This window comes from Faecalicatena sp. Marseille-Q4148, from assembly GCA_018228665.1.
GTDB lineage: Bacteria > Bacillota > Clostridia > Lachnospirales > Lachnospiraceae > UBA9414.
Map to the genome: position 1 here is coordinate 790076 of CP073692.1, position 13007 is coordinate 803082.

At 36.0% G+C, this 13007-nt stretch carries 13 protein-coding genes; 2 read left to right on the forward strand and 11 right to left on the reverse strand.

Annotated elements, in window-relative coordinates:
* Positions 1-66: 66 nt before the first annotated feature.
* The 11 genes from KFE17_03780 to KFE17_03830 all read right to left on the reverse strand — a co-directional run bounded on the left by KFE17_03780 (position 67) and on the right by KFE17_03830 (position 11194).
* Positions 67-1758 (reverse strand): AAA family ATPase, encoded by a 1692-nt coding sequence (locus tag KFE17_03780; protein ID QUO32881.1) that lies wholly within the window; start codon positions 1756-1758, stop codon positions 67-69.
* A 428-nt stretch (positions 1759-2186) separates the two neighbouring features.
* Positions 2187-2474, reverse strand: coding sequence for a hypothetical protein (locus KFE17_03785; protein ID QUO32882.1), 288 nt, complete (start codon positions 2472-2474; stop codon positions 2187-2189).
* 130 nt (positions 2475-2604) lie between these two features.
* Entirely contained in the window at positions 2605-4296 is a 1692-nt protein-coding gene (locus tag KFE17_03790; GenBank protein QUO32883.1) for an AAA family ATPase, read from the reverse strand.
* Between the two features lie 77 nt (positions 4297-4373).
* Complete coding sequence (locus KFE17_03795) at positions 4374-5264, reverse strand: ATP-binding cassette domain-containing protein (protein QUO32884.1); 891 nt, start codon at positions 5262-5264, stop codon at positions 4374-4376.
* Positions 5254-5946: a hypothetical protein gene (locus KFE17_03800; GenBank protein QUO32885.1), complete on the reverse strand. Its 693-nt coding sequence runs from the start codon at positions 5944-5946 to the stop codon at positions 5254-5256. The genes KFE17_03795 and KFE17_03800 overlap by 11 nt, the downstream gene beginning before the upstream one ends.
* The gene (locus tag KFE17_03805) at positions 5943-7025 is read right to left on the reverse strand and encodes a hypothetical protein (protein QUO32886.1); all 1083 of its coding nucleotides are present in this window, start codon (positions 7023-7025) and stop codon (positions 5943-5945) included. The genes KFE17_03800 and KFE17_03805 overlap by 4 nt, the downstream gene beginning before the upstream one ends.
* Before the next feature lie 86 nt (positions 7026-7111).
* A complete protein-coding gene (locus KFE17_03810) occupies positions 7112-8173 on the reverse strand; it encodes a HAMP domain-containing histidine kinase (protein ID QUO32887.1) in 1062 nt (353 codons plus the stop codon).
* Positions 8174-8274: 101 nt separating this feature from the next.
* Positions 8275-8964, reverse strand: coding sequence for a response regulator transcription factor (locus tag KFE17_03815; GenBank protein ID QUO32888.1), 690 nt, complete (start codon positions 8962-8964; stop codon positions 8275-8277).
* Between the two features lie 71 nt (positions 8965-9035).
* Entirely contained in the window at positions 9036-9791 is a 756-nt protein-coding gene (locus KFE17_03820; protein QUO32889.1) for a helix-turn-helix transcriptional regulator, read from the reverse strand.
* A gap of 364 nt (positions 9792-10155) precedes the next feature.
* Positions 10156-10404, reverse strand: coding sequence for an ATP-binding cassette domain-containing protein (locus KFE17_03825; GenBank protein ID QUO32890.1), 249 nt, complete (start codon positions 10402-10404; stop codon positions 10156-10158).
* Between the two features lie 73 nt (positions 10405-10477).
* Positions 10478-11194: a helix-turn-helix transcriptional regulator gene (locus KFE17_03830; GenBank protein ID QUO32891.1), complete on the reverse strand. Its 717-nt coding sequence runs from the start codon at positions 11192-11194 to the stop codon at positions 10478-10480.
* 211 nt (positions 11195-11405) lie between these two features.
* Between KFE17_03830 and KFE17_03835 the strand changes: the two genes are divergently transcribed.
* Together KFE17_03835 and KFE17_03840 are read left to right on the forward strand one after the other, a co-directional pair.
* Positions 11406-12098 (forward strand): ATP-binding cassette domain-containing protein, encoded by a 693-nt coding sequence (locus KFE17_03835; protein ID QUO32892.1) that lies wholly within the window; start codon positions 11406-11408, stop codon positions 12096-12098.
* Positions 12099-12115: 17 nt separating this feature from the next.
* Positions 12116-12961 carry an ABC transporter permease subunit gene (locus KFE17_03840; protein QUO32893.1) on the forward strand — a complete coding sequence of 282 codons (846 nt, stop codon included), beginning with the start codon at positions 12116-12118 and terminating at the stop codon, positions 12959-12961.
* Positions 12962-13007: the final 46 nt, after the last annotated feature.

Genomic DNA, 13007 nt, shown 5'->3' on the forward strand with positions numbered 1-13007 from the left:
AAAGTCTAAGATTTTATCTGCACTTACAGTTCCGCTTTTTTTATTACCTGATTGTTTTGGGACGTATCATGAATCCGCCAGTTTTACTTTACACCGTTTCATATAACAAGCAATTCCATATTTCAAAATTTTATCTACTCCGTTTTCCCGAAGTTCTTCATCATATTTCTTTTCCTCTATCTGTTGCAGTGCCCGTTCACATGCCTGATCAAGATTTCCATCATTGGCGTACTTGACTTCGATAAGGATAACCGTTTCACTGTTTTCGGTTTCAACGAGAATATCGCTGTATCCTTCGCCGCTTTCCTGATTGGACGATACGTACCATTCTTCCTTTACGCCCAAGATCCCAAGCAATATCCCATGATAAAAGTTCTCCTTACTTGCTTTTCTCACAAACGTATCCCGGATACTGATGGTCTTTTTCAGGTAGCTTTCAAAAATCTCTTCTACCTTCGTTTCCTCGCCGCTTTTCAGGGCATCACAGAATCGGCTTAACGTGTCGCCGTCTTTTTTCACACGCTCTTTAAAGTATTCCATGATCTGTGTCTGAAAAATATCCCGGATTTCCAGATTCGGTATCGCAAGTTTATAGTATTTTGCATCGATCCTTCCACGCTGCGTTAAATATCCCGTCATAAATAAAAGACTCCAGACGTTCTCCAAAGATTGATACATCTCCGGGTAAGTCAACTCCTGATGAATCTCTTTCGTGATTTCCCCGCCGGCAAGCAGTTTTTCAATCTCACGCTTGGTTTTAAAATTGTCGGACATTTGAATAAATTTCCTGACGGAATCATTACTGCTGGTATTGATCCAATAATTTTCTGGGAAAGAATCTGTATGATCTTTTACTTTATCACAGTAGTTCAATACATCCCAGGGACAATACACTTCTGTACTGCCAAAACGATATCCATCATACCAGCTTTTGATGTCTTCGTAATAATCTTCAATTTCATAATACTTCAGCATTTCTTTTACTTCCGTATCTGTAAAGCCAAAATATTCATCATACCGTTCATCTGTAATGGACAATACTTTCAGGTTATTAAGTCCCGCAAAGATACTTTCTTTTGAAATTCGCATGCATCCGGTCATCACAGCAAATTTCAGACTGTTGTTTGTTTTTAAAACCTGTTCCAACAGATTGCGTATCAGAAATACCATCTGATCATAATATCCATTTTCAAATGCTTTTGCTAACGGAACATCATACTCATCAATCAGAAGAATTACTTTTGAGGCGTAATGTTTCTCCAAAAGTTCCGACAAAGTTTTTAAACTCAAAAAAAGTGTGGCCTCATCCATATCTTTATCAAGGAGTGCCCGATAATCCTCTTTCTCATCATCATCTAATTTGTCGCTTATTTTGAGGATTTTTGCTTTTTTTGCAGCACTTTTTATTGTTTCAACCATTAATCGAAATGCAGTATCATATGATCCAGCGTTAATTCCTTTTAATGATACAAAAATAACAGGATACCTGCCCATATATTCTTCAGACAACTCTGTATCCTTCGATATCTTCAAACCTTCAAAAATACTTTTATCTCCCTCTATGGAAAAAAAGTGCTCCAGCATACTCATATTTAAGGTTTTCCCAAAACGTCTTGGTCTGGTAAAGAGATTTACCATTCCACCATTACGGAGCAGCTCCGAAATCATCTCTGTCTTATCCACATAATAATAGTTATCATTAATAAGCTGCTCAAAATTTTCTACTCCCACCGGAAGGCGTTTTTTTTCTTGAATCATGTTATTCACACTCCTTCACTGTTGATTATATTATAACAAAGATCCACGCAAAAACCTATACTTATTATTCCATTGTTCTGATTGGGTCAACAAAGCGATTGCTTTTTCAAATTTCCCGTTGTATATGCAATTAGTTTCCTGCTTTCGAGACAAAAAATTTGTAATGGTTGTATTTACGAGATTGATTAGCAAAAAATACACAACAATGTCAGCTACTATCAGAAATGCGCTAAAAGGTAGTCAATGGAAATACCAACATTATACTTCACCAACTTAAAGAGTAGACGATGCTTTCTTGCATCCTAAAGCAAAAGCACCTGTCATTTTCAAATTGAAAATAGCAAGTGCTTTAGAAGGCCATATTCAACTTTGAATACAAAAAAGCAGTTCATTTTAAAGGTTTAACCAATATAGCTATCTTCTTATTATTAGCTAATCAAACAATAGACTATAGACTTCTTTATATACCCTTTCAGAGTTAACAATATGATATTAAATATAAATACAAGACGATCATTCAAATCTTTGGATATTTCATTATTTGATAAATCTAATGTACCATATATACCGTTCTTTTTATAGTCAATGCTAATTGATCTTATTTCAGGATTGTCATTAGAACGAATCATCTGTTTATCTCTAAAATAGAATAAAGATGCCATTGCAAGAGTAAATCCAACTATCAACACAATCAGAATTTTTCTTTTTTTCCTCATATTTATTCCCTTCTCAATGTCAAAGCAGCCACGAAATCAACTACTGAAACATGATTTGGATTCATATATTCTATCCGTTTATCGGACGATTTCCCATCCGTTTTTTATCACCTGATTGTTTTGGGACGTATCATGAATCCGCCAGTTTTACTTTACACCGTTTCATATAACAAGCAATTCCATATTTCAAAATTTTATCTACTCCGTTTTCCCGAAGTTCTTCATCATATTTCTTTTCCTCTATCTGTTGCAGTGCCCGTTCACATGCCTGATCAAGATTTCCATCATTGGCGTACTTGACTTCGATAAGGATAACCGTTTCACTGTTTTCGGTTTCAACGAGGATATCACTGTATCCTTCGCCGCTTTCCTGATTGGACGATACGTACCATTCTTCCTTTACGCCCAAGATCCCAAGCAGTATCCCGTGATAAAAGTTCTCCTTACTTGCTTTTCTCACAAACGTATCCCGGATACTGATGGTCTTTTTCAGGTAGCTTTCAAAAATCTCTTCTACCTTCGTTTCCTCGCCGCTTTTCAGGGCATCACAGAATCGGCTTAACGTGTCGCCGTCTTTTTTTACATGCTCTTTAAAGTATTCCATAATCTGTGTCTGAAAAATATCCCGGATTTCCAGATTCGGTATCGCAAGTTTATAGTGTTTTGCATCGAGCCTTCCACGCTGCGTTAAATATCCCGTCATAAATAAAAGACTCCAGACGTTCTCCAAAGACTGATACATCTCCGGGTAAGTCAGTTCCTGATGAATCTCTTTTGTGATTTCCCCGCCGGCAAGCAGATTTTCAATCTCACGTTTGGTTGTAATATTGTCAGACATTTGAATAAATTTCTTAACGGCATCATTACTGCTGGTATTGATCCAATAATTTTCCGGGAAAGAATCTGCATGATCTTTTACTTTATCACAGTAATTCAAGACATCCCAGGGACAATACACTTCTGTACTGCCAAAACGATATCCATCATACCAGCTTTTGATGTCTTCGTAATAATCTTCAATTTCATAATACTTCAGCATTTCTTTTACTTCCGTATCTGTAAAACCGAAATATTCATCATAGCGTTCATCTGTAATAGATAATACTTTCAGGTTATTAAGTCCCGTAAAGATACTTTCTTTTGAAATTCGCATACATCCGGTCATTATTGCAAATTTCAGACTGTTGTTTGTTTTTAAAACCTGTTCCAACAGATTGCGTATCAGAAATACCATCTGATCATAATATCCATTTTCAAATGCTTTTGCCAATGGAACATCATACTCATCAATCAAAAGAACTACTTTTGTTCCATAATGTTTCTCCAATAATTCCGATAAAGTTTTCAATCCGCTGCAAAATACAGCTTTACTCATTCCGCTATCTAAAAGTTTCTTATATTCTGACTTATCAAAATCACTTAGATTCCCGCTTTCCAAAAGAAACTGCATTTTACCTGCTACATTTTTCATAATCTGAACCGCAAAATCAAATGCTGTCTCATAAGCAGCGGCATTGATTCCTTTCAGGGAAATTGAAATAACCGGATATTTCCCCATATACTCTTCACATAGTTTTGTATCTTTTGAAATTTCTAATCCATTAAAAATACTCTGGTCCCGCTCTATGGAAAAAAAGTGTTCCAGCATACTCATATTCAAAGTTTTTCCAAAACGTCTTGGTCTGGTAAAAAGATTTACCATTCCGCCATTACGGATCAGTTCCGAAATCAGCCCTGTCTTATCCACATAATAATAATTATCATTCATAATCAGCTCGAAATTTTCCACTCCTACCGGAAGGCGTTTCTTTTCTTGAATCATGTCATTCACACTCCTTTTCTGCTGGTTATATTATAACAAAGATCTAAACAAAAACCTATACCTAACTTTGCCCATCATTAAAAGTGCTTTTGATCATTTTTTACATACAAACTGTATATATAGGCGTCCTCCAATGTCGGCTCACATAATTCACATGGAATCCCCGGAATCCTGTCACATACAAAACGTACCTCAATTTCCTTCGCCTTATAAATTTTTGATGCCACCTTATATTTTTGCTGAAACAGGGAGAATTCTTGTTCATTGAGAAGAGTACAACAAAAAACATGGTTTTGCGTATTTTCAATCAGTTTGCTAATCGTACCATTATAAGCAATCTCACCTTTTCTCATAATGCAGAGTTGTTCGCAGGTGGCTGCTAAATCCTCTGTTACATGAGTAGAAAACAATACGATCTTATCCGCTGCAAAATCAACCAAAAGATTACGAATGCGAATCCTCTCCTCTGGATCCAGTCCGGTTGTCGGTTCATCAACGATCAGAATATTCGGTTCATGCAGCAATGCCTGTACCAAACCAACCCGGCGTTTCATTCCACCTGATAACTGCTTATTCTTTTTCTGCTGATGTTCCAATAATCCTGTTTTTTCCATATAAAAATCAATCTGCCTGGTATAAGCCTTTTTCTCCATCCCGCACATGATTCCCACATATTCCAGAGATTCCCGAACAGTCATGTTTGGATATAATCCTAATTCCTGCGGCAAATAACCAATCTGCTTTTTGATTGCTTCATAATTCTTTTTTTCCAATTGTAATCCATTAATTTTCACTTCTCCTTCTGTAGGAGTAAGCAATGTTACGAGAATTTTCATTAATGTCGTTTTGCCCGCTCCATTTTCTCCTAATAATCCATAAATACCATGTTCAATAGACAGGTTTATGTGATTTAAACTTTTAATGCCTTTTTTATATTCCATAACTAGATTTCTTATTTCAATTCCCATGCTTTTTCCATCCTTTCTTTTTTTGTTTCGGTTGCCTTTGGATTAAAAACACATTAATCCCGAATAGTACAATACCAACTGCTGCATATAATCCTCTGCTCGGATAATATGGGATCAGTGTTCCATCTTTTGTCACAGCACTGTTAAATAAAAACAATTGAAAACACTTCGGAAGATATTTTATAACCGAAGAGGTCATAATCATCCACAAAATCAATGTTCCACTAATGCCAGCTCCCATATTCTGCGCTAAATTTGTTAGCGTAAATCCAAAACTGCTCATAAAAATAATACTTGCCAGAGATGCCGTAATTGCATTGCCATATAGGCGCAGCTCTGGAGCGGCGGATATATGAATCGGGTGATACCAGAGTATAAATCCCCAGTATGTTAATGTTGTCAATACAAGCAGATAGCTTATCGCAATCACATTTCTTTTCATGACAGATGCTATTTTCTTTCGTATTCCATAGCGGTAATAACAGGCGATGCGGCCACCTGTAAATTCCTGATAATAAGTATCTGCAAGAAATATTCCGGAAAGTAATGCCATATAGGTTTCTAATGTCACAATAATTTCTGTGGTTGACTGAATTGGTCTTACCAGTATAATAATTATCGCAAACAAAAACGAATAGACAATTTTATATACCGGTAACGTGATTTTTATTTCATATTTCATACAGACCGCCTTCTTTCCCACAGTTTTATACTTCCAATTAATGCGAAAATCGTTAATAGAATCAAAAAACATAGATTGATTATGCCGTTTTCCGGAAATTCATTTAATCCGAATGCCGATGGAAACCGTGTAAACAGCGACAATGATTTTGCCCGATAGTGATATCCATACAATATCCCAAGAGTCGAATCATAGGAACCCATATTGCAGTATAAATAATACAAAAGTATCGCCGGTATTGCAGGTACCGTATTGCAAAACAAAAGAGAAATCAGAATCATCAAACTTCCGGTTGCCAGAATACTTGGAATATGGAACATCAGTATGGTAAGCCAAAAATCAGTAAACCGAACACTCAACCCATACGCTGATCCCGCTTTTATCATCAACAGATTCATCATTAAAGTCAGCGGTATGGTTGCCCCAAACACGACACTAATTCCTGCTGCAAATTTCCCACCAAGAAATTTCATGGCAGATAATGGTTTGGCGTGAATTAATGCATAAATATCTTTTTTCATATCCCGATATAATAGTAATACAAATATCAGCGCCGCAAACAAAATGGAGCTGATCCCGAGATAATCTGCATACTTATAAGAAACTTCTTTTGTATAAGTCTTATTTCCATTTTTTCCAAAAGTATCCTGTAAGTAGTCATCCATTTCTTCTTTTGTAGCAGAGTGATATGTTCTCTCCGCAAAGGTACTTCTCACACCTGCAATTCCATGTTCTTCTTTAAAATATGTGGCAATTTCCGGTATACTCCACTTCTTTACTTTCTCAATTTCCGATTTGGCTTCTTCATTCGTCCAGTTATAGTCTGTAACCAGGTATTTCTGCAACTTTTCTAATGCAGTCCGATATATTTCTTCCTTTGAAGTTGGGATATACCCATCAATCACATCGCCGCCATCTGAATACATAACTTCCGTTCCGGCTTCTTGGAGATTATCATAAAAACTCCAATACGGGCTGACTCTCCAGAATACAATGACTGTCATTAACAACACCCCAAGATAAACTAATGGGTTTCTCAACAAAAAACCAATCTCTTTTTTTATTAATTTGCCATTCATTTTATTCGCCTCCTTCTTTCTGCTTTTACCATATCTTACAAATGACTACAAAAAAACAAGATCCGGAAATTTCCGAATCTTGTCATCTATTTTATTTTCAATTGCGCTTTTACTGCCGCACCACCGGTTCCTTGATTTCCAATACTTAATTTTCCTCCGTGTTTTTTGCATAAGTTATCGCAAAGATACAATCCCATACCATAATGGTCTTCCTCATTTTCATTCAACTCATGATAAAAAGGTTTTCGCGCAGATTTCAAGGCTTCTGTTGAAAAACCTGTGCCATCATCATAAACATTCATGTATAGCCAGGATTCTATATCTACAAGTTCCAATCGAATTTCTTTTTTAGCGTAGCGCATGGCATTTGCAGTAATATTTTCCAAAATTTCCATGTATATATCAATGTCAAGCTGTATTTCTTTTTGTTGTATTGTTTCCTGAATGGAATATGTCTTTCCATATTTTTCTGCCAACGTATGAAGTACCTCTTCTGATTTTTTAAGAACGCTGGCTTTATCCATCAATTTCCGATTTACTTTCCGTTCATCCAGCCGATTGATGTCTTTCATTGTATCCGCAAAATTTTCAATCCTCTGTGTCTGTTCGTCCAATTCACTCAGAGTCTCTATCACTTTCTCTTTGGAAAGACGTCCATCCGGATAATATCGGTTCAAATACTCCACATAACCTTTTAATACAGATAACGGCGTCCGTAAATCATGAGAAAATGCTGCTCTCATCTGTTTTTGTTCTTCCAGCATCTTCCACATCATCTGATTATTATCTTTAAGCTGCAGACGCATCTGTTCAAAAGCATCACACAGTTGTCCCATCTCATCGTCCTGGTCATACGCAACATAAAAATCCAACTCCTGCCTCCCTATTTTTTCTGCGCCATTTTGCAAAATCTCCAGCGGATTTTTCAGTCTATGCCGATAAAATCTGTTCAAAGCAAAAAATACACAAAGAGAAGAAATGAAAAACATACTCCACGTCTGAATCCAGTCTAACATTTCTACAAACCATTTATCTGTTGTTGAAAGGATACTCTTATTTACACTTGGAATAGGTGGTAACTCTCCAAACTTTTCAGAATATGCATTTTGAAACTCATACAGTTGCTGCTTATCCTCTATATAATTCAACCATATCTGCTGTTTTGCCTCATACGCAAAGTCCTGTAGTAAGGCTGAAAACAATAAAGATATCATTAAGGCAATCACCAAATGGAAAAATAAGGATGCTTTTATTGATTTTTGTTTTGTAAGGTCCATTTATACCCACACCCCCACACAGTTTCTATATATTCTTGTTTAGTAACATCCTTTAATTTATTCCTGATCCGTCGAATCAATTCCGTGACAATCTTATTATCTCCGGTTCGTTCCAGCCCCCACAACTTTTCATAGATTTGCTCACGGTCGAATATCTGCCCCGGATAACTTGATAATAACTCAATAATATCAAATTCAGATTTTGTCATAAGAATCTCTTGATGATTACACAGGATCTGGCGGCTGCTATAGTCGATGCATAACCCACCATCAAACCGAAATGTTCTTTTCGCACTTTTTCGCTTTTCTCTGCGAAGATGAGCCTCTATCCGTGCCAACAATTCCTCCAAAGAAACAGGCTTTACAATATAATCATCACCACCTGTACGCAATCCGATAATTTTATCCCGTTCTTCAATTCGCGCCGTTAAAAAGATAATCGGACAATCCAGCATATCTCTTATTGTTCTGCAGACTTCCAGCCCATTCATTCCCGGCATGTTAATATCCAGTAAAATCAAGTCTGGATTCTGTTGTGTTTGTCGAATTGCTGCCTCTCCGTCATAAGCAGTTATGACCTGATACTGCTCCATTTCAAGAAAATCTTTTATCATCTTCACTATTTTTTTATCATCATCTACTACAAGTATTCTATCTGTCATATAGTGCCTCCTTCTGCCATATTTTCAATATGCCATATAAAAGACTATAAATAAACAATTTAAAAATACTTTTATTCATATTTTTTCCCGACATAATAAGTTATTGCCAATGTCATGAAAACAGTAACCCAGACTGCGTAGGTTCTTAACTCAATCCATAATGCCTTACCACCAATTAGAAAACAGGCGTAACAGAAGGCGGGAGTCAATATTGCCACACCTAGCGAAACTACTCTGAATACATTTAATACATGAATCCAGTTTGCATTATTAAATGATAAACCGGCCATATGAATCCGGAAGATTCCCTGTGAAACGAAATTGATTTTATTCCCATCATAATATGCCGGCAATTCTTTTGCAAAAAAACAAAGCCACGCTGCAAATATCAGCATAACACCGGACGTAATCAAACTATCACGCAGCAGTTCGGAAGTCATACTTAATAGCGTAAGTAAAATAAATTCTGCCAAAACAATCAAAAGACAAACCAAATAAGAAACGATCCAAATTCTTTTGCGGCGTTTTAACATATCCCGCACTGATAGATCCAAAGAACTAACGACAAGATGTTCCACTTCTCCTGCATCCATATCTTTTTTTGTGTCGATTCGTTCTCCTTTTAAAAGTTCTGTTACTGTGACTCCCAGTACTTCCGCAATCGGTATTAAAAGCACAACATCAGGTATGCTTGCGCCTCGTTCCCATTTGCTTACAGTCTTGTCTGAAACAAAGAGTTTTTCAGCAAGTTGTTTTTGTGTGAGACTTTTTTCTTTTCTTAACTCACAAAGAAATTTTCCTAATTTTTCATTATCAAGTTGATACATTCATTTTACCTCCTGTCCTGCTCACATTTTATGCTCATGGGTAAATAATGTAAACCTACCGGCAGTAGAACTGTAACATCAGGGAAATTTTATGTACGGATTTTGAAAGTTTTTGGTGCGAACCGGTAAATGAGGACACTTGCCACGATGCAATAAAGTACACAGAACACAATGGTCATGATTCCAAAAATCAGTATCGGCATACGCTGCTGCATCAAAAAGAAACAAATTAAATAAGTCGCTGTCAAAACAACACGATACATTCCACTCTTTATCTCTGTTCCGGCATTGAAGGGCTGGAGCAGATAATATACCGTCAGGTAGTGTACGGAGAAAAACATACTCATGCAAAGTATAGAAACAATCAATATGATGTAATTAAGAGGATTATCGGTTCCGCTGCCACCTCATTGCGGGAACCGTCCTTTTCCAGATAAAACTTTCCGCCGTCTGCCTTGATATCACGGTTCAAACAGTTGAACAGTGTTGTTTTGCCGGCTCCGTTTCTTCCCAACAGTCCGTAGATTTTTCCCTCTTCAAAGGAAAAATCAATATCTCTGAGAACTTCTTTTTTCTCGAATTTTTTAGATAAATGTTCGATTATAAATTTCATAGCGCTGCCTCCTTATGTTATTCCTGTCTTTCCTCTCTATTTATTGTCTCCTAAAAACATCTTGCACACTCCGTTATTCAGAATATACGCTCATATGAATCGATAATAATTCCCTCATTGTCTGTTCTATTGTTTCTTTTTTCTCCTCATAGAAGATTTTTTCTTTCTCATTCAGCGAATTTTCTTCTGCTAAAAACTCACCCTCTTTATTAATGATACCTTCTATGCCGCGATAATGATTCAACTTCATATTAAATTCACTTCCGTCATAAATAGAAATGCTAATCTCTGTATCGTTAATGATCAAATCTGCATAACTATTTTTTACATAGAAATCCTTTTTCAAAAATGGCAGTTTTTGATTTGGCAAGTGATAGGATATATCATCTTTCTCTAGCACGTAAATTTGTTTTTCTTTCACAAATCCTAACCGTTTCATATTGTTTTCAAACGCCTGATTCATGTTTCCTTCTGTGATCTTCCAATTGATAAAAATCGCACCAAATATTAAAAAACATACAACCAGAAACATTCCAAATATTTTAAGTGCCTTTTTATATTTACTGTAAAAATCGATTTTTTCAACAAACTCTTTATCTTCATTTAACAGTTTGTCTAAAGAAATATGATAGGTATTACAAATATCAATCAGCATTTGAAGATCAGGTAAACTTCTTTCATTTTCCCAACTGGAAACCGTCTGGCGTGACACACCAAATTTTAATCCATATTCTTCTTGTGTCATATGTGATTCTGTTCTGGTTTGTTTTATCATTTCTGCAACTGTCATTTACATCCCCTCTTCTGATTTTTGTACAAAATCTTACCTCAAGTATATACCATAATCTCTGTTTCGCACAAGGAACTATTACTTTACATCGATGTAAAGTAATCTTATCGTTCCCAAATACCCTTGTAAAGGTTCAAAAGCTTTCCTATTTGAGCATAATTCGATATGCTTTCAGTAACAAAAGGCAATTGCGCTGCCAACATAAGAAAGGATGAATGTTATGACGTATATTATCAAAACGGATGCTCTTTGCAAGCAATACAAAGAAACAACTGCTTTAAACCATGTTTCGCTTCATATTCCAAAAGGATCTATCTACGGATTAATCGGAAATAATGGAGCCGGTAAAACAACTTTAATGAGAATTCTATCAGAACTTCAAACACAAACATCGGGAACTGTTTTGAAACCAAAGAATCTCAAAATAGGAACGATCATAGAGTCTCCTGCCCTCTATCCTACGCTAAGCGATCGCGGCAACTTAGAATATCAATTGAAAATTACCGGATATTCCGGAAAAGAACGAAAGAAAAGGAGCGCCAGACTTCTGTCATTAGTCCATTTAAAGGATTCGAGAAAATTAGTTATGAATTATTCGCTGGGAATGAAACAAAGATTGGCTTTGGCAATGGCCCTTGTTGAAATGCCTGATTTTTTAATTTTGGACGAACCACTCAATGGACTCGATCCAGAAGGGATCAAAGATATCCGGAATGTTATTTTGGAATTGAATCACAAATTTGATGTGACTATCCTGATTTCAAGCCATATCCTGGGAGAATTGCAAAAAGTTGCGACTGACTATGGATTTTTAAAAAATGGCAAACTTATTCGTGAATTTTCTTCCTCAGATATAGCGGATGAGGATTTGGAAACATTTTACTTTAAAAATATTTTGTCATAACAAAAGGGGGATTTACAATGAAAAAACTACTGTCGATGGAACTGAAACGCGCTTTCCTGTCACCTGTTTTATGGATCAGCGTCATTACAGAAATCTGCATAAACGTATATGCAATCATAAGTTCTTCTTATGGATTCGCCATATACACAACTTCTTTTTTATTTGAACATTCCGGCTTACTCTGCATTATGATTGCGATATTCATTTCACTGCATATTAGCCATGATTTTGAAGTGCGCACAATCAATAATAAGATAGCTGCCGGATATTCCAGAAAACAGATTTATCTTACGGAAGTTGTGACAAGTGCAATCTGTTCTTCATTTTTATTTATCGCAGATATCATCATTGTCTTTATCTGTTCCTTGATAAAACATTTGGAATTCAGTAATCATGTAACATATACAGCTTTTATTATGAATATTTTCATAAATCTGATCTGCATTATAACCATTTCCTCCCTATTTACAATGCTTGTCATGATTGCACATAAGCAATTAATCAGCCTGGCAATTGTCTTATTACTTACTTTAGCCATGTTATCTTTCGGAGGAAATACGGTTTCCAGCTTATGTCAGGATAAAACTTGGACAGATCCTGTTACACACGAAACAGAAAAAAATCCATTATATATTCATGGGTTTAAAAGAACTGCGGCAAATTTACAGCTCTTAATTTCCCCATTCGCACAGGTGAAATACGAACCTTTTATGTTACTAGAAGAAACAAGCGAAAAAGCTGCAAATTCTTTGCTCTTAAAAAAGGTTCCATACCATTTTGAATTCTGCATTTTTAATCTATTAGAACTGGTATTCTTTTGTAAGATTGGAATAGCCATCTTTAAAAAACAAGATTTGAAATAGCTGTAGTACAGGAAAAGGGAACATTTTCTGTAATATGTTCCCTTCT